The sequence below is a fragment of the Prevotella herbatica genome, assembly GCF_017347605.1.
GTDB lineage: Bacteria > Bacteroidota > Bacteroidia > Bacteroidales > Bacteroidaceae > Prevotella > Prevotella herbatica.
Map to the genome: position 1 here is coordinate 2,392,675 of NZ_AP024484.1, position 25,884 is coordinate 2,418,558.

Genomic DNA, 25,884 nt, shown 5'->3' on the forward strand with positions numbered 1-25,884 from the left:
GAAAGGAATTGAGTTATGGGAAAGAAGTATTTGCTTAGGATAAATGTATCGCTTTTGTTATTAATTATTATTTCTACTTTTTCTTCATGTACTGGCGAAACGAACATGCTTGATGGGAATAATAATAAACAAATTAACTTTTCTGTATCTGTACCAGGATGGAAAAATACAGATTCATTATCTAGCTCTAAAACTTCACGTGCAACACCAATTCAGGATGCTTCATTTGGTGCAGATCAAAGTTTTAACTTGATAGCAGACCAAAATGACGGAATTGGTAATTACAGTACATTGATAAATAGTCAAGCTGTTACTTGTACCAATAATTTATGGAAAACATCAAGTGATTATTATTGGTCAGGAACTGCAAATAAAACTATTAACTTCTATGCATACTACCCTACAAGTATCTTTAACCTCATACCACATAGCTCAGCAGGCTCTACTCCTGCTTTTTCATATACTATACCTGATAATGTAGCAAACCAAATTGATATAATTACAGCAACGAGCACCAACATTCCTGGAAATACAGTAGTACCTACATCTTTAACATTCAAACACATATTTGCTGCGATTCAATTTTCAGTAGGAAGTGACGGAATTGGTAGTGGAACAATCTCATCAATATCAATAGGTAATGTTGCTAATTCAGGAACATATACATTTGGTAGCGGATGGTCAAATGTAACAGGTTCTAAAACATTCACCATATCACAGTCAAAGACAATTACGGGAACTTCAGGAGAAGATATTTATTCTGGCACATATACTTTGATGATGATTCCACAAACTATAAATAATGTTACTATAACAATTACTTATAGCAATGGTGGAACATTAACAAAAGTTATATCAGGAGGATCATGGGAAGCTGGAAATATATATAATTACAAACTAGCTTTTATAAGAGAATATAACTATACAGGTGCTGTCCAATCTTTCACTGCACCAATTTCAGGAACATATAAAATAGAATGTTGGGGTGCACAAGGAGGTGGTATTACAAATAAAAATATATCAGGTGTTAGTTCCATATATTCATATCTAGGTGCCAATGGAGCATATACAAAAGGAAATATATCACTTAATGCAAACGAAGTATTATATATTTATATTGGTCAATGCCCTGGTTATGGAGATCTAAACATAGATCCATCTGTTTATTATGGAGGTTATAATGGAGGCGGCAATGGCTGGAATTCTGTTAATGAAGGTCTTGGTGGGCAAGTAGGCGGTCCCGGTGGCGGTGCAACAGATATAAGATTAATAAATGGGACTTGGAATAACTTCACTAGTTTAAAAAATCGTATTATGGTTGCTGCAGGCGGTGCTGGGACTGGAGCTTCGTCCTTTGCAGGAGAAGGTGGAACTTTGACAGGATTAGATGGTGTTGATATTGCTGGTGCAAACGCTGTTAACAATATGTACAGGGGTACGGGTGGATCTCAAACTTCTGCCGGTAATTGTGCCGATGATAAAGAATCCATAAATGGTGTAACTGTAACAAACACACTTTTTTATATGGGAGGTTTTGGCTATGGAGGTAATTCATATACAGGTTTTTTTGAAGGTGGTTCTGGTGGCGGTGGTGGCTATTATGGTGGCGGTGCATCTTGTAGAGGGCATACCAATGGCGGTGGTGGCTCTTCATTTATATCTGGATATACAGGATGTAACGCTATATCAGATTTATCTACTGAAAGTAATATAGTTCATACAGGTTCTTCGAATCACTATAGTGGATACATATTTACAAATTCACAAATGATTGCAGGTAATGCTGTTATGCCATCACCTTTTGGCGGAACAGAAACCGGACACACAGGCAATGGTTACGCTAGAATAACCTTTGTTTCAGCTAATTAAATACCTGTTCTCAATCTTTTCTCTTCTCTCGCGGAGAGAAGAGAAAAGGATTGAGTTATGGGAAAGAAGTCTTTGTTAAGGATAAATGTATCACTTTTGTTATTAATAGTTATTTCCATGTTTTGTTCATGTACTGACGGAATGAATATTATAGATGGAAATAATAATGAACAAATTAACTTTTCAGTATCTGTACCCGAATGGAAAAATACAGATTCATTGTCTAGCTCTAAGACTTCACGTGCAACACCAATTCAGGATGCTTCATTTGGTGCAGATAAAAGTTTTAACTTAATAGCAGATCAAAATGGCGGAGTTGGCAATTACAGTACATTAATAAATAGTCAAGTAGTTACTTGTACCAATAGTATATGGAAAACATCAAGTGATTATTATTGGTCAGGAATTGCAAATAAAACTATTAACTTCTATGCATACTACCCTACAAGTATCTTTAACCTCATACCACATAGCTCAGCGGGATCTACTCCTGCTTTTTCATATACTATACCTGATAATGTAACTAACCAAATTGATATAATGACAGCAACGAGCACCAACGTTCCTGGAAATACAGTAGTACCAACATCTTTAACATTCAAACATATATTTGCAGCGATTCAATTTTCAGTAGGAAGTGGGGGAATTGGCAGTGGAACAATCTCCTCAATATCAATTGGTAATGTTGCTAATTCAGGTACATACACATTTGGTAGTGGCTGGTCAAATGTAACTGGTTCTAAAACATTCACTATATCACAGTCAAAGACAATTACAGGAACTTCAGGAGAAGATATTTATTCTGGTACATATACTTTGATGATGATTCCACAAGCAATAAATAATGTTACTATAACAATTACTTATAGTAATGGAAGTACATTAACAAAAGCTATATCAGGAACATGGGGAGCTGGGATTGTATATAAATATAATCTGTCTTATCTACCAAGAAACTTTGCTTATACGGGTGCAGTTCAAACCTACACCGCACCAGTTACAGGTACATACAAGTTGGAGGTTTGGGGAGCAGAAGGAAGTGTCAAGGGTGGATATTCTTCTGGAACAAAGTCTTTGAATGCAGGGCAAACTATATATATTTATGTTGGAGGAAAAAACAGTGATGGATCATATTTAAATGGTGATGGAGCTACAGATATAAGATTAAATGGATTAATATATACACCACCATTAGCATACCAAGGAAATGTAAATGCATGTTATTATGGACCATATTGGCGAAATTCAATAGGAACCTATCAAGTTGATGCGACAGGGAGTGGATTTGACAAATGTTCTTTTACGGCATACAATTATTCTCCATCACATTCTTTTACGGTTACCAATGTTACAAAAACTGCATATCATTTTACTGCATATATTAATGTTGATATAGATGTGTCATCTGCAAGTTATTCAGGAATAGAATTAATAGTTGCCTGGGATGGAACTAAATATAATGTTACAATTTCAAATATTGCTATATCAAAATTATCAGATCGTATAATTATTGGTGCCGGATATAATAGTAGTAACTCTACCAGTGGTGTTGCAAATGGGACATCTCAAGAACATATCAATTCGGGTAATGGCATGGCTAAAATAACGTTACTATCTGTTCCTTAACATACTTATAATATAAACTTTTACATATCATCCATTGCCAAACCTTTATAAGAAATCTCATATTTTTTATATTCTCCAACTGTTTTAAAGAATGATGCAGCCTTCGAACGAAGTATTGAAAGATCTATATCTGATTTTTGACGCTTCACTTCTATAAACTCAACTTTCTTACATAAATCATCAGAGGCTATTATGTCAATTTCGTTTTCTCCTTTACGATCTCTCCAGTTACCAATACGAGTATAATTTTCTGATTCTATCATCATTCTTCTAAAGTATCCTTCAAGAATCTTACCACTATATGATTCATAGTCGCGTTTAACAATCTCTCTCAACTTTTTGAATGCACCGACCTCTATCATATAATTGTATTTGTATATGAAACGGAACCAAAATCGAAGAAAATTATCTTCTATAGCATAGTGAACATTTTTATTTGAAGATTTCTCAAAAAGAGGCTGATTTTTTATAATTAAATTATAATCCTTCTCTAGCTTTGTAAGATAGCCGCCAATTTCACTTTTTAAGATTCCCTCTATATCACCCCTAGTGTTATGTCCTTGAGCTATGAGAGTAAGTATTGAAAAATAAATGCCATAATCTTTACCAAATTCTTCTATCAGCATATTTTTACCTTCAGTTATGAATGGAGAATCATTATCAATTATTCGGTCTATCATTTTGGAATAACTTGTAGCCCCACTATCAATTAACAGTTCTATATATTTGGCAACTCCCCCTGTATAAAGGTAAAGTGATAGCAAATCTTCTTTGGTATAGGAAGGATTATATTCATTTAGAATCTCTTTTAATACAGATGGCGGAAATGGTTCTACCTTAAGAGTTACTGTCTGTCTTCCATATAAAGGTTCATGACTGTCTTTAAACAGTTTATTCATAAGTGAGTTTACAGAACCACAAACAAGAAGATTAATTTTAGAATTTTGTTTATTTAAATCCCAAATACGTTGCATTTCTGAAAATACAGATTTATTGACGCGGAGAAATTCTTGGAATTCATCAATTATAAGAGTAAATGATCTTGTCTTTGATAATTTCATTATATATTCAAAGATTAATGAAAATCTATCTGTACCTCCTAATATTGGAATATTAAGTTTTTCTTCTATTTCATTAGCAAAATCAACACATAGCTCACTTTCTGCCTTGCGTGACACAAAGAAATACAATACAGGTTCATCAGTATATGCTTTAAGCATTAGAGAAGTTTTGCCGATACGGCGACGTCCTGTAACAACTGTAAACTGAGCGACATTGTGTGACAGTTCACGTATTTCCCTAAGTTTTTTAATTTCTCTTTTTCTATCAAAGAATTTCATAAGCTATGTTATATAAGAAATGAACAGTTCCGAAATGTGCATTTCGATACTGCAAAGATATTGTTTTATTTCATACAAACCAAATGTTTTTAGTCTTTTCTCTTCTCTCGCGGAGAGAAGAGAAAAGAATTGAGTTATGGGAAAGAAGTCTTTGCTAAGGACAAATGTATCACTTTTGTTATTAATTATAGTTTCTCTGTTTTGTTCATGTACTGGTGAAATGAATATGCTTGTTTGGAATAATAATGAACAAATTAACTTTGCTGTATCTGTACCCGAATGGAAAAACACAGACTCATTGTCTAGCTCTAAGACTTCACGTGCAACACCTATTACGGATGCATCATTAAGTACTTCCAACACATTTAACTTAATAGCAGATCAAAATGACGGAACTGGCAATTACAGTATATTAATCAATAAAGAGACTGTATCTTTCACTAATAACATATGGCAGACAACTCCTTCGCATTATTATTGGTCGGGAATTGCAAATAAAACAGTTAACTTCTACGCATACTACCCTACAAGTATTTCTGGTAATATTTCTCATACAGCAGGCTCTGCTCCAACTTTATTATATACAGTACCTCCTGATGCTAGCAACCAAATTGATATAATTACAGCAATTAATCCTAATATATCAGGAAGTACAGTTACATCAACATCTTTAACTTTCAATCATATATTTGCAGCTGTAAAATTTGCAGTAGGAACTAACGGACTACCTAGTGGAACTATAAAATCGATAACTATAAGCGGTATAAATAATTCTGGAACATATACTTTTGGTAATGGGTGGACTCCTGGTTCAACAACATCATCATTTACAGTATCACCATCTACAGCAATAACAGGATCGGCTGGAGCAAATATTACATCTGATGTTTATACCTTGATGATGATTCCTCAAGTTTTCAGCAATGCAATAGTTTCATTAGTTTATAATAACGGTACTGCGTTTTCAACTACAATATCAGGAACGTGGAATGCTGGTGGGGTTTATACTTATAATCTTTCTAAAACTATAATATATAACTATGATTATACTGGTGGATTACAGATATTTACAGCTCCATACACTGGTACATATAAACTTGAAACTTGGGGAGGAGGTAGTAATGGGGCCTATAGTGGAGGCTTTTCTAGTATAGGATTGGGGGGGTATGCAGTAGGAACAATATATATTGCATCTGGCACTAAGTTATATATATACATAGGTGGAGTTGGAAAGACAAATAACGGATTAACAGGCGGGGCTGGTGGATATAATGGAGGTGGAAATGGAGAAAACGGAACTAGTTATGCAGGAGGAAGTGGTGGTGGAGGAGCTACGCATATTGCAATTACAGATAGAGGCGTACTAAATAACTATTCGTCATATAAAAACGAATTATTAATTATTGCGGGGGGGGCAGGTGGCAGTGCAATAAATAGCAATGCAGGTACTGGTGGTGGACTTACTGGTGGTAGTGCAGCAACAGCTGGATGGAGTTCTGGCGGAGTAGCTAGCATAACAATTAATGGGGGAACACAAAACAGCGGATACCTTTTTGGCAAGGGACAAGATGGTGGTACTAAATCAGTTGGTGGAATGGCTGGAGCAGAAGGAAACGGTGGTGGTGGTGGCGGCTGGTATGGTGGATTTTCATACACTGGTTCTGGAGATGGAAGTTGCTGTGGCGGTTCTGGAGGTTCTGGATATATTGGAGGGGTTTCTGGCGGATCAATGCAAAATGGTGTACGTTCAGGCAACGGTTATGCTCGTATAACCTTCGTTTCTGCAAATTAAATACTTATTCTCATTCTTTTCTCTTCTCTCGCGGAGAGAAGAGAAAAGGATTGAGTTATGGGAAAGAAGTCTTTGCTAAGGATAAATGTATCACTTTTGTTATTAATAGTTATTTCCATGTTTTGTTCATGTACTGGAGAAATGAATATTATAGATGGAAATAATAATAAACAAATTAACTTTTCAGTATCTGTACCCGAATGGAAAAATACAGATTCATTATCTAGTTCAAAGACTTCACGTGCAACACCAATTACGGATGCATCATTAAGCACTTCCAACACATTTAACTTAATAGCAGATCAAAATGACGGAGCTGGCAATTACAGTACATTAATCAATAAAGAGGCTGTATCTTTCACAAATAACATATGGCAGACAACTCCTTCTCATTATTATTGGTCAGGAATTCCAAATAAAACAGTTAACTTCTACGCATACTACCCTACTAGTATTTCTGGTAATATTTCTCATACCGTTGGATCTTCACCAATATTATCATATACAGTACCTACAGAATCTAGTAACCAGGTTGATATAATTACTGCTACGGGTAATAATGTAAGTGGCAATACTAATTCTTCTATCCCATTGACATTCAATCATATATTTGCAGCAGTAAAGTTTGCTGTTGGTACTAACGGGCTACCGAGTGGAACTATTAAATCAATAACAATTAGTGGAATTCATAATTCTGGAACATATACTTTTGGCAGTAGCTGGACTCTTGATCCAACAACATCATCTTTTACAATATCGCCATCTACTATTATAACAGGTGCTAATGGAGAAAATATTACATCTGATGTATATACCTTAATGATGATTCCTCAAGCTTTAAGCAATGCAGATGTTTCATTAGTTTACAATAATGGAACTACGTTTTCTGCTAAAATATCGGGAACGTGGGATGCTGGTGGAGTTTATACTTATAATCTGTCTAAAACTATTGTTTTTAATTATGACTATACAGGTGCATCACAAACATTTACAGCTCCTTACTCTGGGATATACAAGTTAGAAGTTTGGGGAGCACAAGGTGGAAGTATGGTAACATCACCATGGACTGGTAAGGGTGGAAAAGGTGGTTATACGACTGGAAATATAAGCTTGCAATCTGGTTCTATTCTATACGTGTATGTAGGAGGGCAAGGTCAAGGGTTTGTAGATGTCAATACATTACCTAATAATTGGGGTGGATGGAATGGTGGTGGAACTTGTTATCAAGGTGCTTCTGGTGGAGGTGGCGCAACAGATATAAGAACGGTTTTGGGTGCTTGGAATAACACCACAAGTTTAAATAGTCGAATTATTGTAGGTGGTGGTGGTGGTGGTTCTAACGATTATACAGAAGGTGGTGGTGGTGGTGGTTTGATAGGAGGAAATGGTTCTGCATCATCTGATGTTACTAATCCCATAATTGCAACAGGAGGAACTCAAACATCAGGAGGAATTGGATGGATAAATGGTTCATTTGGTATTGGTGGAGGTGCCGCAGATGCTAATGGAGATGGTGGCGCTGGTGGTGGAGGTTGGTATGGTGGCGCAAAATCACAAGGCTTTAATGTAAGTGGTGGAGGTGGATCTTCATATTATGGAAATCTTCAAAATGCAAACACAACAGCAGGTGTTCGTTCCGGCAATGGTTATGCAAGAATAACCTTTATTTCTGCTAATTAAATACCTATTATCAATTCTTTTCTCTTCTCTCGCGGAGAGAAGAGAAAAGAATTGAGTTATGGTAAGAAAGTTTTTGCAAGGTCTTAATATATTATTTTTATTATTAATTATTATTTCTACATTTTGTTCTTGTACTGGCGAAATGAACATGCTTGATGGGAATAATAATGAACAAATTAACTTTTCTGTATTCGTACCAGAATGGAAAAATACAGATTCATTGTCTAGATGTAAGACTTCACGTGCTACACCAATTACTGATGCATCATTAAGTACTTCCAACACATTTGACTTAATTGCAGACCAAAATGACGGAACTGGTAATTACTGCACATTTATAGATAAAGAAGCTGTATCTTTCACTAATAGCATATGGCAGACAACTTCTTCTAATTATTATTGGTCAGGAATTGCAAATAAAACTGTTAACTTCTACGCATACTATCCTACTAGTATTTCTGGTAATATCTCTCATACAACAGGCTCTGCACCAACATTATTATATACAGTTTCCGATGATGTCACAAGCCAAATTGATATAATAGCAGCAACAAGTAATAGTGTTCCGGGAAGCACTACATCTTCTACCCCATTAATTTTTAATCACATATTTTCAGCTGTTAAGTTCAGTGTAGGAGCTAGTGGATTACCTAGCGGTACAATAAAGTCTATATCCATAAGTGGAATTCATAATTCAGGAACTTATACGTTTGGAAGCGGATGGTCAAATGTAAAAGGCTCTAATACATTTGTGATTTCACCATCAACTGTAATAACAGGTACATCTGGTGTTAGTATTACATCTGATACATACACATTAATGATGATACCACAAATATTCAGCAATGCAACTATTTCATTAGTTTACAGTAATGGCACAACGTTTTCTACTACAATATCAGGAACGTGGAATGCTGGTGGAGTTTATACTTATAATCTGTCTAAAACTATAGTTCGTAATTATGACTATACTGGTGCAGCTCAAACATTTACAGCTCCTTACACTGGAACTTATAAAATAGAATGCTGGGGAGCTCAAGGGGGAACTATTTCTAATCAAAATTTTCCTTATCCAGATGGTGGACTTGGCGGATACACGTCAGGTAATATTTATTTGTTATCAGGAACAGTATTATATATTTATGTCGGTCAAAAAGGATCTTTACTAAATGAAATGTATAGGACTTACAATGGAGGTGGTATGGGAGCGGCCAATGATGGTGCTTGTTCTTCAGGCGGAGGTGAAACAGATATTAGAATAATTGGTGGTGAATTTGGTGAATTCAATTCTATAAAATCAAGAATCATGGTTGCAGGTGGCGGTGGTGGATGCGAAAGATCTTATTTGGCAGGTGCAGCAGGAGGACTTGTCGCTTATAATAGCAATAACACAAGCATTAATAATTTTATTGTGAATCAAACAAATGGTTATCGTTTATGCTTTGGCGAAAATGCAGATTTAAGTATTACTGCTAGTGGAGCTGGAGGAGGTTATCAGGGGGGGGTAACTGGTGATGCTATAGGTATGGGAACTTTATATTTAGGATCAACAGGTGGAAGTTCTTTTATATCAGGTCATAATGGCTGTAATGCAATAAATTATGATAAAACAATTACAGGAACAAGAACTGTAAACTCGTTAAATGAGACTTATGATATATGCTCATTTACTGGTCAAAGTATTCTTTATATAAATGGAGTTCCTTATGTCTTTAATAATACAAAAATGATAGATGGACAAGGATTTAATTGGACAGATACAAAAGGAACTTTATATGGTATGCCTTCACCTACTGGTGGAACCGAAACAGGTCATTCAGGTAATGGATATGCTAGAATAACCTTCGTTTCAGCTAATTAAACATCTATTCTCATTCTTTTCTCTTCTCTCGCGGAGAGAAGAGAAAAGGATTGAGAAATGTATAGTAAGAATAGATATAAGAAGAAAGGCTCATTATTATCATTATTTATAGTATCAATTACAATAGTACTTCTATGCTCATGCTCAAATGAAGACTTTGTATATTCTGATTTATCCACGAATAAGATTTCGTTTAAAGCCATTGCTTCAGCCTCTTGGAGTGATGGTAATTCTAATAGTTCATCCGCGGAATCCAAAATAAGTCGTGCCGTTTGTCAAAGTAATGAACATGGTCCTATTATTGTGAAATCAGAGCTGAAGCATGCACTTTACCTGCACCCTGTAACACAAATAGGAATACATATACTGAATTCCAAAGATAAACCTGTAACTAAAAGTGGAACACGCATTCTGGACGAGTCAACCGAAACTGTCGTTCCTACCCGTGGAGCACCTTACGTATCTGCCAATATGATTAATTCATTTGGCGTTCTTGCTTACAGAATACCAAGTACTGCTACAGATGTAAGTGGTACAGCGCCGGATTTCATAAATAATCAACAAGTTAGTACTTCTGGAAGCATCTGGAAAACGGGTGCTGACTATTTCTGGCCTGACGATGGTGATAAACTGTCTTTCTTCGCCTATGCTCCTTTTGGCAACAATGATGTAACCGTTGCAAGTGCTTCGTCAACTGGTACCCCATCTATAACATATACTGCTAACACTGACGTGACAAAACAACCTGACCTGATGGTTGCCAAGACATTGAATCAGACAAGAAATACCACATCCATTGCGGCAGGAGTTGATATGTCATTCTATCATGCTCTCACGGCAATCACATTCTCTGTTGGTAAAGACATGGTACCTGGTGTTTTCAAGAGCATTGCTATAAAAGGGGTTATAACAACCGCAACATATAATTTAAGTACAAACGCCTGGAACACAATCAATGGTACAAGTACAGGGGACATAAGTATTACTCTCAACGGAACAACAGGAATAGTTATTGATGGCACTGCAGACGTAGCGCTTACCAGTGGAACAAGTACTATGATGATGATTCCACAAACTTTCTCGTCTGGCAGCACCGCATATATAGAAGCTGTATTCAATAATGGAAACGGAGACAAGACTCTTACTGCCTCTCTGGCAGGAACTACATGGAATTCTGGTACATCTACAATATATAAGTTGTCTACATCTTCGGTTAACACAATGACATTAGGAACTATCTCCTACCCTAGTTCTTGGGGAGGAACAGTGGCGCCGATTTCAAGTTTTAACAGCGGAGAAGCTGTTGGCATATATGTAGTGGATCAGAACAACAATATAAAGAATTCAAATGTAAGAGCTGCTTATAATGGCAGTAGTTGGATTTTAGATAATAATATTTTATTTTCTCCACAGTATAAGTATTTCGCTTATTATCCGTATAAATCATCTCAAACATCAAGCGTTACGGCTGCTGCAACTACAGCTGACGCATTTTTTACTAATCTCATTTCTGGTTGGTCTGTTACCGCAAATCAAAACACGACAAGTGATTTTAAAGAAAATGACCTGCAAGTTGCAATGGGTACAATAAGCAGCACAGCAAGCAGTATTACTTTTGATATGGCACACAAAATGGGACTAGCTGTTATAACTCTAGGAACAAAGAGTGTTCCTACAACAAGGACATACACAGGAGGAAATTCAACATTTTCAGATTCTTCTGATAAGACAATAGTTACCGCATCAAGTAATTTCTCTGGAAATCAACCTTTGCTTTACAATAATAAGTATTATTATATAGCAAAGGCAGGCTCAGGTACAACATTCAACAGCATTACAGCAGATAATGATGCATGGTCGGCTCCTCTTTCTGCAACTATCTCATCAGGGAGCTATTCTGCATTAACAGCAACTAATACAAGCCGTACTTTTTATAAATTCATTGCAAACTTCAACTATACAGGTGCTGTTCAAAGTTTTACAATTCCTTTATATGGGACAAGTAAATTAGAAGTTTGGGGAGCACAAGGTGGATCTACAGGTATATCAGCTTCATATACAGGGGGGTTAGGAGGATATTCCTATGGAAATACTTTTTTTTCTAAGGATAAAAATGTATATATATATGTAGGAGGAGCAGGAGTCGGAGCAACTGATATGTATCAATCATTAACTGGAGGATACAATGGAGGTGGTAATGTCACTGGGAATAATTCTGTTAATCATTATACTAGTTCTGGAGGTGGAGCAACTCATATTGCAAATATTCCTGGTTTATTATCTACCCTTAATTCCAATAGGTCTGCTATCTTTATAGTGGCAGGAGGAGGTGGTGGTGCACGTGACCAAATTAATTTAGAGCCTGCATCTAGACACGGGAATGGAGGTAGTGGTGGAGGTTTGTCAGGAGGAGGAGAATGTGGAGGAACGCAAACTACAGGATATTCTTTTGGATTAGGTCAATCTGTAATAGGAGATTCTGCTGGTGGAGCAGGTTGGTATGGTGGATATAGTGGTTCTGGTGGTTCGATATACGTAGGTTATGGTTCAGGCGGTTCTGGATATATTGATGGTGTTACTAATGGGGGAACATCAGACGGTATACGGACAGGCAATGGTTACGCTAGAATAACCTTTGTTTCAGCTAATTAAATGCCTATTCTCATTCTTTTCTCTTCTCTCGCGGAGAGAAGAGAAAAGGATTGAGAAATGTATAGTAAGAATAGATATAAGAAGAAAGGCTCATTATTATCATTATTTATAGTATCAATTACAATAGTACTTCTATGCTCATGCTCAAATGAAGACTTTGTATATTCTGATTTATCCACGAATAAGATTTCGTTTAAAGCCATTGCTTCAGCCTCTTGGAGTGATGGTAATTCTAATAGTTCATCCGCGGAATCCAAAATAAGTCGTGCCGTTTGTCAAAGTAATGAACATGGTCCTATTATTGTGAAATCAGAGCTGAAGCATGCACTTTACCTGCACCCTGTAACACAAATAGGAATACATATACTGAATTCCAAAGATAAACCTGTAACTAAAAGTGGAACACGCATTCTGGACGAGTCAACCGAAACTGTCGTTCCTACCCGTGGAGCACCTTACGTATCTGCCAATATGATTAATTCATTTGGCGTTCTTGCTTACAGAATACCAAGTACTGCTACAGATGTAAGTGGTACAGCGCCGGATTTCATAAATAATCAACAAGTTAGTACTTCTGGAAGCATCTGGAAAACGGGTGCTGACTATTTCTGGCCAGACAATGGTGATAAACTGTCTTTCTTCGCCTATACTCCTTTTGGTAACAATGATGTGACCGTTGCGAGTGCTTCGTCAACTGGTACGCCATCTATAACATATACAGCTAATACTGATGTGACAAAACAACCAGACCTGATGGTTGCCAAGACATTGAATCAGACAAGAAATACCATATCCATTGCGGCAGGAGTTGATATGTCATTCTCTCATGCTCTTACAGTCATAACTTTTGCCGTTGGTAAGGATATGGTGCCTGGTGTTTTCAAGAGTTTATCAATAAAAAACGCAATAACTACAGCAACTTATAATCTTTCTACTAATACTTGGAACACAAGTAGTGGTACAAGTACAGGTAATATGACTATAAATCTGAATGGTACTACTGGTATCACCATTGATGGTACATCTGATGTTGCTCTAACAAGTGGTACAACCACAATGATGATGATACCCCAAACTTTTGCATCAGGTAGTACTGCTGTCATTGAGGCTGTGTTCAATAATGGAAACGGAGACAAGACTCTTACTGCCTCTCTGGCAGGAACTATATGGAACCCTGGTACATCTATTATATATAAGTTGTCAACATCTTCGGTTAACACTATGACATTAGGAGCTATTTCCTACCCTAGTTCTTGGGGAGGAACCGTGGCGCCAGTTTCAAGTTTTAACAGCGGAGAAGCTGTTGGCATATATGTAGTGGATCAGAACAATAATATAAAGAATTCAAATGTAAAAGCTACTTATAATGGCAGTAGTTGGATTTTAGATAATAACATTTTATTTTCTCCACAGTATAAGTATTTCGTTTATTATCCGTATAAATCATCTCAAACATCAAGCGTTACGGCTGCAGCAACTACAGCTGACGCATTTTTTAATAATCTCATTTCTGGTTGGTCTGTTACAGCAAATCAAAACACAACAAGTGATTTTAAAGGAAATGACCTGCAAGTTGCCATGGGAACAATAAGCAATACAGCTAGCAGTATTACTTTTGATATGGCACACAAAATGGGACTAGCTGTTATAACTCTAGGAACAAAGAGTGTTCCTACAACACGGACATATACGGGAGGAAATTCAACATATTCCGATTCTTCTGATAAGACAATAGTTACCGCATCAAGTAATTTCTCTGGAAATCAACCTTTGCTTTACAATAATAAGTATTATTATATAGCAAAGGCAGGCTCAGGTACGACATTCAACAGCATTACAGCAGATAATGATGCATGGTCAGCTCCTCTTTCTGCAACTATCTCATCAGGGAGCTATTCTGCATTAACAGCAACTAATACAAGTCGTACTTTTTATAAATTCATTGCAAACTTCAACTATACAGGTGCTGTTCAAAGTTTTACTATACCTTTATATGGAACAAGCAAATTTGAATGTTGGGGAGCACAAGGTTCCTGTGGCGGTGTAAGTGGCAACTTTGGCACTGGTGGTAACGGAGGTTATGCTAGAGGTTATACTAATCTAGTAGGAAGTAGTGCGCTAACTATCGTTATAGGTGGGCAAGGTTCGCAATCAAATGTTTTTCCTAGCCTTTCACCTTACACTGGAGGTTACAATGGTGGTGGAAACGGGCAAGAGGGCGGCGGCGGTGCTACCCACATAGCAAGTTATAATCGCGGTCTATTATCTAACTATGTCAACAATCAGTCAGAGGTTTATATAGTTGCTGGCGGTGGCGGTGGTCCAGATGGTGGAGATAATGGTGGTGCTGGTGGTGGAAGTAACGGCGGAAATGGTATTGACATTCCTAATACATACAATACTCAAGGATATGGATACGGAGGTACTCAGTCCGAAGGTGGTATTGGAGGAAATAAAGGAACTTTTGGTAGGGGAGGAAATTCATATGATAGCGGAACTGACTCATGCGGCGGTGGTGGTGGCGGCTGGTATGGTGGCGGAGGCGGAAAAGATGTTTCATCCCCTGGTGGTGGCGGTTCTGGTTACATCGGTGGAGTATCAAGTGGTTACATGGACAGTGGAGTACGTGAAGGTAACGGCTATGCTGTAATAACGTGGATTCCATAAAAATAAATGAAATCAGTTTAACAATGGATATGCTCGTATAACCTTCGTTTCTGCTAATTAAATACCTGTTCTCAATTCTTTTCTCTTCTCTCGCGGAGAGAAGAGAAAAGAATTGAGTTATGGGAAAGAAGTATTTGCTTAGGATAAATGTATCGCTTCTGTTATTAATCATTATTTCCATGTTTTGTTCATGTACTAACGAAATGAATATGCTTGATGGAAATAATAATGAACAAATTAACTTTTTTGTATCTGTCCCTTCTTGGAAGGGTAATGATTCTATAGCTAGCAATTCTGCTAAAACAGAAACACGTGCAACTCCAATAACAGATGCTTCTCTTGGAACTGATAAAACATTTGGAATAATTGCGGATGTTGTAAATGGAAGTAATTATATAACAGAAATAAACCAAGAAGTCGTTTCGTATAATACAACCAATAAGATTTGGGAAACAGTAGCTGATCATTATTGGCCTGGCGCAAACAAAACGGTTAATTTCTATGCGTACTACCCCGCAAGTATCACAAATGGAACTATAACTCACACGGCAAGTACAACTCCAATATTAACATACACAGTTCCCGCAGACGCAACAACTCAAGTAGATATAATGACGGCTACAGGGACTAATGTTAGTGGAAACTCAAATTCATCTACACCTTTATCCTTTAATCATATATTTGCAGCAATTCAATTTTCTGTAGGAAGTGCTGGAATTGGCAGTGGAACAATCTCCTCAATATCAATAGGTAATGTTGCTAATTCAGGAACATATACATTTGGTAGTGGCTGGTCAAATGTAACAGGTTCCAAAACATTCACTATATCACAGTCAAAGACAATTACAGGAATTTCTGGAGAAGATATTTATTCAGGAAATTATACCCTGATGATGGTACCTCAAAATATTAATAATATAACAATAACAATCTCTTATAGTAATGGAGGGACACTTACTAAAACTATATCAGGCACATGGGAAGCTGGAAAGGTATATAAATATCATTTATCTTATGCACCAAAGACTTTTGATTATACGGGTACAGTTCAAACCTACACCATACCAGTTACAGGTACATATAAGTTGGAAGTATGGGGTGCGCAAGGCGGAGGCGGTGGATATGGTGGATATGCATTTGGGAATATATATTTAACTCAAAGTTCTTTATTATACTTTTGTATAGGTGGAGCTGGGACTTATAATCTTAATGGAAGTATTTTGTCTAATCCTCTTACCGCTGGATATAATGGTGGTGGTTATGGACAATGTGGAGGAGGAGGGGCCACACATATTGCGATAACTAATAGAGGAGTTCTTAAAAATTATCTATCATATCAAGCAGAAATACTACTTGTTGCAGGTGGTGGTGGTGGTGGTGATGGTACCCCAGTTGGTGTTGGTGGAGGTACAACTGGCGGAGATGGAACCTCCAGTGGTTCCGGAGGTACACAAACCACAGGTGGTACAGGCATAGGAAGTGGCTCTTTTGGACAAGGAGGAAATATTGGAACGACGAATAACGATTCCGCTGGAGCTGGAGGTGGTGGTTGGTACGGTGGAGGATCGTCAGGACAACCTCAGATTGGCTCAGGAGGTGGCGGTTCTGGACATATTGGAACTAGTTTAATAAGTGGATCTACAGGTATGAGTAATGGAGTACGTTCTGGTGATGGCTATGCAAGAATAACTTTCGTTTCAGCCAATTAAATGCTTGTTCTCATTCTTTTCTCTTCTCTCGCGGAGAGAAGAGAAAGGACTGAGTTATGGTAAAGAAGTATTTGCGAGGTATCAATGTATCATTTTTATTATTGATTATTATTTCTACGTTTTCTTCATGTGCAAACGAAATGAATATTCTTGAAGGAAATAATAATGAACAAATTAACTTTTCTGTATCTGTACCCGAATGGCAAAATACAGATTCATTGTCTAGCTCTAAGACCTCACGTGCAACCCCAATTACTGATGCATCATTAAGCACTTCCAACACATTTAACCTAATAGCAGATCAAAATGACGGAGCTGGCAATTACAGTACATTAATTAATAATGCGGCTGTATCTTCCACTAATAACATATGGCAGACAACTCCTTCTCATTATTATTGGTCAGGAATCACTAATAAGACGATAAACTTCTACGCATACTACCCTACTAGTATTTCTGGTAACATTTCTCATACCGTTGGATCTGCGCCAACACTATCATATATAGTCCCAAATGATGCAGTTAACCAGATTGATATAATGACAGCTACAGCTAATAATATTAGTGGAAATACCAATTCTTCTACCCCATTGATATTCAATCATATTTTTGCAGCTGTAAAGTTTGCGGTTGGTATTAACGGACTACCTAGCGGAACCATAAAATCAATAACTATAACAGGAATAAAAAATACTGGCATATACACTTTTGGAAGTGGATGGAGTCCTAGTTCTGCAACATCATCATTTACTGTATTGCCATCTACTACAATAACAGGATCTGCCGGAGCAAATATTACATCTGATGTTTATACATTGATGATGATTCCTCAAGCTTTTAATAATGCAACTGTTTCATTAGTTTACAATAATGGAACTACGTTTTCTACAACAATATCTGGAGCATGGACTGCAAATGATATTTATACTTATAATCTGTCAAAAACAATAGTTTTTAATTATGATTATACAGGTACTGTACAGACATTTACTGCACCTTACACAGGAACATACAGGTTAGAAGTTTGGGGAGCACAAAGTGGAGGGTGGGGATCACATACAAATGCTCCAGGTGGATATGCTGGCGGTTATAAAAGGCTAACACAGGGAGATATCTTATACATAGTTGTAGGTGGTAAAGGTTATGATGTTAATTACTATGCTGATGGAACTAGCTATAATGGTGGCGGTATCGGATCTATACCTGAAGGAAAATATGGCGGCGGAGGTGCTACTCATATTGCGACACATGCCGGTCTTTTAAAAGATCTTTCGGCCTACAAATCAACAGTTTTAGTAGTTGGTGGAGGAGCCGGAAGCAATGGTTCATGGGCTGATCAAGACATATCAAAATATTTAAGTGGCGGCGGAGAGGTTGGATTAGGTAGTAATACCATATATTATTTAAATGCTAATACAACAAGCACTACAAAAGGAAATACTGGTGGCACTCAGACAGGAGTTGGTCCTGATGGTATAAAAGGTGGATTTGGATATGGTGGTAACGCTGCTGATTATGGTGGTGCCGGAGGTGGTGGGTGGTATGGCGGTAATGCCGCAGGAGATGGCGGAGTCGTAATAGGAACAAATGGAGGTGGTGGTTCTGGTTATATCGGTGGAGTAAACAATGGAGCTTTTCAGACTGGAGTTCGTTATGGTAATGGTTACGCCCGAATAAGCTTCGTTTCAGCTAATTAAATGCCTGTTCTCATTCTTTTCTCTTCTCTCGCGGAGAGAAGAGAAAGGAATTGAGTTATGACAAGAACGTTTTTGCGAGGTATCAATGTGTCATTTTTATTATTAATTATTATCTCTACATTTTCTTCATGTGCAAATGAAATGAATATTTTTGAAGGAGATAATAATAGACAAATTAACTTTTCTGTATCTGCACCCGAATGGAAGAATACAGATTCATTAGCAACTGTAAAAGCTTCACGTGCAATGCCTGTAGGTGGCACATCATTAAGCACTTCCAATACTTTTAACTTAATAGCAGACCAAAATGATGGAGCTGGCAACTACACTACATTGATAAATAGTCAAGCTGTTAGTTATACCAATAATATGTGGAAAACATCAAATAATTATTATTGGTCAGGAACTGCAAATAAAACCATGAACTTCTATGCATATTATCCAAGTGACATTAGTAATATTTCTCATACAGCAGGCTCTGCACCAACTTTATCATATACAGTTCCAAATGATGTGGTCAACCAGATTGATATAATGACTGCTGCAACTAATAATGTTACTGGCAACACAAATTCTTCAACATCTTTAGCTTTTAGTCATATATTTGCTGCGGTACAGTTTAGTATAGGTAGCGCCGGTATGCCTACAGGAACAATAACCGGTATTACTTTGAATAACATATTATATAAAGGTGTTTATAACTTTAATGGGACATGGACTCAAGATGCTACAGTAAAAAGCTCTTTTTCCCAAACAGTATCATCTTCTACAACTGCCGGTACCGCAATAACATCAGGGACTACAACATTTATGATGATGCCGCAGACTTTAAGGAGTGATGCAAGTATTACTGTTACATATAGCAATGGTAGTACACTTACTCAATCTATAGCTGGAACATGGACTGCAGGAAATATATATACATATAATATTTCGAAAACGATACCTGTAGCGAATTTTGGTTATACAGGTAATGTTCAAACTTATACGGTTCCTTTCACAGGAACTTATAAATTAGAAGTTTGGGGGGCACAAGGAACAAGCTATATTAAAGGAACAGGTGGTAATGGTGGATATTCATATGGCACCATTTCACTAACTAAAAATAAAGTCTTATATGTTTGCGTTGGCGGGCAAGGAAATTCTCCTACATATTCTTCAGATTATTCTTATAGTGTTTCTGGTAAAAGTTTAGGTGGAACTGGTGGGTATAATGGTGGTGGAAACGGAGGAGATGGTTTCACAGCTTATTCTGGTTGTGGTGGTGGAGGCGGTGCTACACACATTGCAACATATAATGGCGTATTAAAAGAACTATCATCAAATCAAGCTTCTGTTGTTATAGTTGCAGGTGGAGGAGGTTCTACTAGTGAAGCTGCAGGTGGAGGTATAAATGGCATATCTAGTACAAATGGAACATATACTAGCGCTGGTGGTGGGCAAACTTCAGGATATCAATTCGGACAAGGCCAAGCTGGTTATACTAAAACTGCTTATGGTAGTTCTGGTGCAGAAGGTAATGGAGGTGCTGGTGGTGGTTGGTATGGTGGATATTCATATCAGACAGGAAATGGAAATGGTACAAATATTGGTGGTGGAGGTGGATCTGGACATCTTGGTTCTGGAGTTACAGGATCCACTATAGCAGGTAATACTTCTTTTACAGATTATGATGGAACAACTGTTACCGGACATGCTGGCAATGGTTATGCAAGAATAACATTTGTATCAGCAAATTAAATTTAATATACTTATGTCATAATAGAAATATTGTGAAACAAAACATTCTATGAATTAGAATCTATCAATCTGTATTATTCAGTTTTTCACAACGTTATTTTAATGCAATAATAATTTATGTCTTATCAATAATAATAAAAATTTGTTTTTTATTTTGTATTGTGTTTGACTTGTACTACCTTTGCCTTCATGAGCAACACATTTATACCTGATGCCAGCCAGCAAAAAGTGATAGATATCAATAATGGATATCATTTGGTTTTGGCACCTCCAGGATGCGGTAAGACGCAGATTTTAGCATGTAGGGTAGGGCACGCACACGATGTTGGAGTACCATACAGTGAAATGCTTTGTCTAACGTTCACAAATCGTGCAGCTCGTGGTATGCAACAGCGAATAAACGACAATATAAATGATGATACATCCGACTTGTTTGTGGGTAACGTACATCGTTTCTGTTCACGTTATCTATATGATTCTTGTATTGTTGCGGCATCATCATCGATTATTGATGATACCGACGCATTAAGTATAATGTGCCAATATACTAATGATGATGAACAGGAAGTGACTGCAAGTTATAAGCGAATGCGAGAATATAATGAAGCTATTTTCCTTTCGCATTTGATGTACCAGATAAACCATGAATATCCACGTGACCTAAGACTTCATGCTGATTGCTTAAATAGTGATGATGTTAAGGTACTTGACGCTATTTGTAAATCACATAAAATGCCGTTTACTGCAAAGTCGATGAATGACATTTATATGAATACTGATTTCTATAGAGATAGTTGTAGTGAACTAGGTATGCAGCAGATCATATATGTGACGCTGAAGAAAATGCAGTTGGCTCGAAACTATGAAAAATACAAAGAAACAAACAATCTTCTTGACTTTGAAGATATCTTATTATTGTCTTATGACAGTTTAAAGAATAAATCTTTAGAGACGACGAAAGAATCGAAATCAACATATTCATGGATTCAAGTTGACGAAGTTCAGGATTTAAATCCTCTCCAATTAGCAATTATAGATTTACTTTCTCCGCAAGAAGATAATAAAGTTGTAGTATATCTAGGTGATCCGCAGCAATCAATATTCTCATTTATGGGGGCTAAAATGTCAACATTAGAATTACTTAGCAACCGCTGTAAGAGGAATATACACACATTAAGTCATAATCACCGTTCTCCAAAATACCTGCTTGACACATTTAATGCTTATGCAGTTGAAACTCTGAATATTTCACCAGACATCTTACCAACTACAGATTATGTTCCACAAACTATAGGTAATGAATTGCAATTGTTTCAATCCGAAACGATAGATACTGAATATCTGGATGCAGCACAACAAGCGATAAGACTGGGGGACGAATCGGCAGAAGACACGACTGCTATTATCGTGAGTTCAAACCGTGATGCTGACGCTGTAAGCAATGCTTTGAAGACTATGCATGCAAGTCATTTCAAAATATCAGGCGATGATTTATTTTCGTCGCCGCAGATAAAACTTCTTTTTGCGCATCTCACGATATTATCTAATGAAAATAACTTTATTGCATGGGCCAGACTATTAAACGGAATGAAAGTCTTTCAGACCACAACTGCTGCACGTAATTTTGTGCAGTCATGTGAAGATCGTGCTATGTTGCCATTAGACTTCTTGTTATATGAAGATTCCACTTATATACAGCAGTTTGTCAGAGCCTATGAAACAAAAGAAATAACGATTTTTGATACAGAAACAACTGGATTAGACGTATTCAATGACGATATATTGCAGATAGCAGCGGTAAAGATACGCAATGGAAAGATTGTAGATGGTTCGCAGTTGTCTATTTACTTGGAAAGTGATAAGCCAATACCAGAGATGCTAGGTGATATCGTGAATCCTATAATCGAGGAGAGAAAACATCAATCGCTTGTGTCACGTAAGGATGCGTTAAAGAAATTCTTGGATTACATTGGAGACTCCGTACTCCTAGGTCATAATGCAGATTACGACATAAATATATTAAAAAACAATGTAAGACGAGAACTTGGTGAAGAAGAAATCAACGATAAATTGATGTCACCATACATAGATAGTTTACGATTGATAAAACTATTACGTCCACAGTTGCGCCAATACAAACTTAAATACCTGTTGGAAATGCTGCATCTTGAAGGCGAAAATAGTCACCTAGCCGACGCTGATGTTGATGCAACACGCAGTCTTGTGGAATATTGTTATTCAAAAGCAAAAGAAGTTGTGGATAGTCAGTTGCAATTTATGCAACAGAAAAGAGTAAAAGACAGAGTAGAGACTTTGCGTGATAATTATGGTAAAATATATGCTGAAACACGCAATATGCTTTGGAAAGAGACAGGAGATAATAAAATATTGGTTTCTAAACTGAAACAGATGTATGACAATCTTTTAGCAGCAGATATCATTCAGCCATTAGATAATATATCATACATATTCAATTATATAGCATCAGACGTTATTAATTCATCAGATAATTCAGCATTGATCACCCAATTGAGCAATCACATGCTTGAAATAAACACTTTGAAAGAAGCTGATTTGTGCGGTAGTGATACGATAAATGAAAAAATATTCGTGACAACAGTGCACAAGGCAAAAGGATTGGAGTTTGACAATGTAATCGTCTTTGATGCAATCGAAGGCAGATATCCTAATTATTACAGTAAGAATAATAAAACAATGCTTGATGAAGATGCTCGAAAATTTTATGTTGCAATAACAAGAACTCGAAAGCGACTCATCATTATGCAGAGTTGCTTTCGGGTTGATTATCGTGGATATAGGCAACCTGTGCCTCTTACCAGATTTGCCGATTCAATAAAGAAAAGTTCAAATATCTGGTCGGTTGTATCAAACAAAAAATAAAGAGTGATTACATTGCGAAGATGTTGAAACCACCGTCAACAACAGCTACTGTACCAGTAACAAAAGTGGCAGCGTCACTCATCAAATACTGAATAGTACCGCAAAGTTCCTCTGGTTTACCCATACGACCGAACGGAGTCTGTCTGATAACATCCTGACCACGCTGAGTATAACTACCATCAGGATTAGTAAGCAAAGCACGGTTCTGCTCTGTGATAAAGAATCCTGGAGCAATAGCGTTTACACGAATACCCTCGCCAAACTTCATTGCTGTTTCGTGAGCCATGTATGCTGTGAAATTACTAATTCCTGCTTTTGCTGCAGCATATCCGCAGACACGTGTCATTGGACGGAATGCTGCCATACTTGAGAAGTTGATTATACTTCCCTTGCCCTGTTCAACCATAGGTTTCAAAAATACCTGAGTAGGAATAACTGTACCGGTAAGGTTTAGGTTTAAAACTTTCTGGAACTGTTCTGGATCCAAGTCAAAGAAGTTTTGGTCAGGACCGATAACTGCACCAGGCTGGTTACCTCCGGCAGCATTCAGCAGTGTGTCTATGCGACCATATTTCTCTAAAATATCTTTGCAGTTCTGCTCAACTACAGCCTGATTCATTACATCCGTTTTAAAGAAGCAAGCATCACCACCAGCTTTTTTAATATCATTAACGATAGCGTTACCTACCTCTTCTTTACGACCGAGAATAGCAACTTTCGCACCATTCTGTGCTAAATATTTAGCGATGCAGCGACCCAGAACACCTGTTCCGCCAGTGATAACTACAACGTAGTCTTTTATATCAAATAGATTTTTCATAATGCATTTTATTCATTAATTGTTTTTGCTTTTTCACGACTTCAATTTAATCAGTCAAAAAATCCAGGTTGTTTGTATTCAATACCTAGTTCTCGGTCGACAGTTGCAAGCACACCCTGAATCTGTCCCATTGCGAACATACGTCCCAAGAAACTATAACCAGCATTATATCCACGTTCCTCGTCACCAAGCATAGTCATACCATGGTCAACCCTCATCGGAAGTTTAGGATTAGTCTTCTCGAAAATTCGTGCAAGTTCAATAATGTCCGCTCTTCCGCCTAAGTGACTAGCTTCAGTGAAGTCTCCATTAGGGAAAATATGGCAACTGCGTAAGTGTACAAACCAAGTACGGTCTGCATATTTTCGTGCAAGTTCTACAGGGTTGTTGTGTGCTCCCGCAGATATACTTCCAGCACAGAATGTCAATCCATTATGTGGATTATCTACAGCTTTTAGGAACCAGTTTATATCCTCGTCGCAAGTAACGATACGTGGCAATCCCAAAACTGGGAATGGTGGATCATCTGGATGTACACACATATACATGTCGCATTCGTCGCATGTAGGCATGATTGCAGACAAGAAATAGCGCATGTTTTCTCTCAACTGTTCCTTCGTGATTCCCTTATATAAATCAAGCAGTTGTCTGAACAATTCAACAGGATGTTCATCACCCTCCTTAAAGTTACCAGAAACAAATCCTTGAGTTTTGATGATTATATTTTCAACCAGTGCGTGGTCTTTTTCCGCAGTCATAGTCTTTTTCAGTTCTTCAACTTCGGCAAGAATATCACGGTTCATACTTTTGCCCATTTCTTCCCAATCCTTTTCTGCACCTTCACGTTTAAGAATATACTGATCAAAATAAGCAAATTCAGGGAAACTGAAATAAAGGTTTGTAGATCCGTTAGGATTAGGATGCGACAAATCTGTGCGAGCCCAATCCAAAACAGGCATGAAATTATAGCAAATCGTATGTATGCCCTCTGCAGAAAGATTTCTAAGACTTTCCTTGTAGACCTCAATTTGCTGGTCACGATCAGGACCGGCATACTTAATCGTCTCAACAACAGGAAGTGATTCCACAACCGACCATTTCATGCCGAATGATTCGATATAAGTTTTTAAGTCGTGGATTTTTTCTCTACTCCAAACTTCCCCCAATGGTACATCGTGTAGAGCGGTGACAACACCTTCTACACCGATTTGTTTCAGCATGGCAAGTGTAATCTTATCATTTTTGCCAAACCATCTCCAGGTTCTTTCCATAAATGTTTATAATAGTTTTAAGTTATTGCTTAATTTTTGGATATTATGATATAAATCATGAAAGCCCGATATTTTAAGTATTGCGTGATGCAAATGTACAAAAAAATAAGTTAGGAGATAACTATGTTCCTCTATTTTTTCATTAATTCGTATAAATGTATTAATTTTGCGTCTCGTTTCAGGATAGCGTCCGCATATTCATGTCAATGATATATGGACATGTGCCGTTTTGAATAAAAAGACGCCCACATTTTACAAC

The 25,884-nt window shown here is 37.2% G+C and carries 14 protein-coding genes; 11 read left to right on the forward strand and 3 right to left on the reverse strand.

Annotated features, from left to right (window positions below; genetic code table 11):
- Positions 1 to 15 precede the first annotated feature (15 nt).
- Together prwr041_RS08885 and prwr041_RS08890 are read left to right on the forward strand one after the other, a co-directional pair.
- Positions 16 to 1,869 (forward strand): fimbrillin family protein, encoded by a 1,854-nt coding sequence (locus prwr041_RS08885; protein ID WP_207153459.1) that lies wholly within the window; start codon positions 16 to 18, stop codon positions 1,867 to 1,869.
- A 57-nt stretch (positions 1,870 to 1,926) separates the two neighbouring features.
- Complete coding sequence (locus prwr041_RS08890) at positions 1,927 to 3,495, forward strand: fimbrillin family protein (protein WP_207153460.1); 1,569 nt, start codon at positions 1,927 to 1,929, stop codon at positions 3,493 to 3,495.
- Between the two features lie 20 nt (positions 3,496 to 3,515).
- On the opposite strand, the gene prwr041_RS08895 is transcribed toward prwr041_RS08890, so the two are convergent.
- The gene (locus tag prwr041_RS08895) at positions 3,516 to 4,835 is read right to left on the reverse strand and encodes an ATP-binding protein (protein WP_207153461.1); all 1,320 of its coding nucleotides are present in this window, start codon (positions 4,833 to 4,835) and stop codon (positions 3,516 to 3,518) included.
- Positions 4,836 to 4,971: 136 nt separating this feature from the next.
- Between prwr041_RS08895 and prwr041_RS08900 the strand changes: the two genes are divergently transcribed.
- The 9 genes from prwr041_RS08900 (at position 4,972) to prwr041_RS08940 (ending at position 23,534) form a co-directional block, all read left to right on the forward strand.
- Positions 4,972 to 6,627, forward strand: a complete 1,656-nt coding sequence (locus prwr041_RS08900) for a fimbrillin family protein (RefSeq protein WP_207153462.1) — start codon at positions 4,972 to 4,974, stop codon at positions 6,625 to 6,627.
- A gap of 57 nt (positions 6,628 to 6,684) precedes the next feature.
- Positions 6,685 to 8,307 (forward strand): fimbrillin family protein, encoded by a 1,623-nt coding sequence (locus prwr041_RS08905; RefSeq protein WP_207153463.1) that lies wholly within the window; start codon positions 6,685 to 6,687, stop codon positions 8,305 to 8,307.
- A 58-nt stretch (positions 8,308 to 8,365) separates the two neighbouring features.
- Positions 8,366 to 10,168: a fimbrillin family protein gene (locus tag prwr041_RS08910; RefSeq protein WP_207153464.1), complete on the forward strand. Its 1,803-nt coding sequence runs from the start codon at positions 8,366 to 8,368 to the stop codon at positions 10,166 to 10,168.
- A gap of 57 nt (positions 10,169 to 10,225) precedes the next feature.
- Positions 10,226 to 12,820 (forward strand): fimbrillin family protein, encoded by a 2,595-nt coding sequence (locus tag prwr041_RS08915; protein ID WP_237072189.1) that lies wholly within the window; start codon positions 10,226 to 10,228, stop codon positions 12,818 to 12,820.
- A 57-nt stretch (positions 12,821 to 12,877) separates the two neighbouring features.
- Positions 12,878 to 15,487 (forward strand): fimbrillin family protein, encoded by a 2,610-nt coding sequence (locus prwr041_RS08920; protein WP_237072190.1) that lies wholly within the window; start codon positions 12,878 to 12,880, stop codon positions 15,485 to 15,487.
- A 119-nt stretch (positions 15,488 to 15,606) separates the two neighbouring features.
- Positions 15,607 to 17,196 (forward strand): fimbrillin family protein, encoded by a 1,590-nt coding sequence (locus tag prwr041_RS08925; protein ID WP_237072191.1) that lies wholly within the window; start codon positions 15,607 to 15,609, stop codon positions 17,194 to 17,196.
- Between the two features lie 56 nt (positions 17,197 to 17,252).
- Complete coding sequence (locus prwr041_RS08930; RefSeq protein ID WP_207153465.1) at positions 17,253 to 18,893, forward strand: fimbrillin family protein; 1,641 nt, start codon at positions 17,253 to 17,255, stop codon at positions 18,891 to 18,893.
- A 57-nt stretch (positions 18,894 to 18,950) separates the two neighbouring features.
- Positions 18,951 to 20,633 (forward strand): fimbrillin family protein, encoded by a 1,683-nt coding sequence (locus prwr041_RS08935; protein WP_207153466.1) that lies wholly within the window; start codon positions 18,951 to 18,953, stop codon positions 20,631 to 20,633.
- A 189-nt stretch (positions 20,634 to 20,822) separates the two neighbouring features.
- The gene (locus tag prwr041_RS08940; protein ID WP_207153467.1) at positions 20,823 to 23,534 is read left to right on the forward strand and encodes a 3'-5' exonuclease; all 2,712 of its coding nucleotides are present in this window, start codon (positions 20,823 to 20,825) and stop codon (positions 23,532 to 23,534) included.
- Between the two features lie 7 nt (positions 23,535 to 23,541).
- On the opposite strand, the gene prwr041_RS08945 is transcribed toward prwr041_RS08940, so the two are convergent.
- Together prwr041_RS08945 and uxuA are read right to left on the reverse strand one after the other, a co-directional pair.
- The gene (locus tag prwr041_RS08945; protein WP_207153468.1) at positions 23,542 to 24,354 is read right to left on the reverse strand and encodes an SDR family oxidoreductase; all 813 of its coding nucleotides are present in this window, start codon (positions 24,352 to 24,354) and stop codon (positions 23,542 to 23,544) included.
- Between the two features lie 50 nt (positions 24,355 to 24,404).
- Positions 24,405 to 25,625, reverse strand: a complete 1,221-nt coding sequence (gene uxuA, locus prwr041_RS08950) for a mannonate dehydratase (protein WP_207153469.1) — start codon at positions 25,623 to 25,625, stop codon at positions 24,405 to 24,407.
- Between the last annotated feature and the right edge of the window lie 259 nt (positions 25,626 to 25,884).

Excerpts from the sequence above, each read along its gene's own strand:
- prwr041_RS08885 (WP_207153459.1), top strand. The coding sequence starts at position 16 with ATGGGAAAGAAGTATTTGCTTAGGATAAATGTATCGCTTTTGTTATTA.
- prwr041_RS08890 (WP_207153460.1), top strand. The coding sequence starts at position 1,927 with ATGGGAAAGAAGTCTTTGTTAAGGATAAATGTATCACTTTTGTTATTA.
- prwr041_RS08895 (WP_207153461.1), bottom strand. The coding sequence starts at position 4,835 with ATGAAATTCTTTGATAGAAAAAGAGAAATTAAAAAACTTAGGGAAATA.
- prwr041_RS08900 (WP_207153462.1), top strand. The coding sequence starts at position 4,972 with ATGGGAAAGAAGTCTTTGCTAAGGACAAATGTATCACTTTTGTTATTA.
- prwr041_RS08905 (WP_207153463.1), top strand. The coding sequence starts at position 6,685 with ATGGGAAAGAAGTCTTTGCTAAGGATAAATGTATCACTTTTGTTATTA.
- prwr041_RS08910 (WP_207153464.1), top strand. The coding sequence starts at position 8,366 with ATGGTAAGAAAGTTTTTGCAAGGTCTTAATATATTATTTTTATTATTA.
- prwr041_RS08915 (WP_237072189.1), top strand. The coding sequence starts at position 10,226 with ATGTATAGTAAGAATAGATATAAGAAGAAAGGCTCATTATTATCATTA.
- prwr041_RS08920 (WP_237072190.1), top strand. The coding sequence starts at position 12,878 with ATGTATAGTAAGAATAGATATAAGAAGAAAGGCTCATTATTATCATTA.
- prwr041_RS08925 (WP_237072191.1), top strand. The coding sequence starts at position 15,607 with ATGGGAAAGAAGTATTTGCTTAGGATAAATGTATCGCTTCTGTTATTA.
- prwr041_RS08930 (WP_207153465.1), top strand. The coding sequence starts at position 17,253 with ATGGTAAAGAAGTATTTGCGAGGTATCAATGTATCATTTTTATTATTG.
- prwr041_RS08935 (WP_207153466.1), top strand. The coding sequence starts at position 18,951 with ATGACAAGAACGTTTTTGCGAGGTATCAATGTGTCATTTTTATTATTA.
- prwr041_RS08940 (WP_207153467.1), top strand. The coding sequence starts at position 20,823 with ATGAGCAACACATTTATACCTGATGCCAGCCAGCAAAAAGTGATAGAT.
- prwr041_RS08945 (WP_207153468.1), bottom strand. The coding sequence starts at position 24,354 with ATGAAAAATCTATTTGATATAAAAGACTACGTTGTAGTTATCACTGGC.
- uxuA (WP_207153469.1), bottom strand. The coding sequence starts at position 25,625 with ATGGAAAGAACCTGGAGATGGTTTGGCAAAAATGATAAGATTACACTT.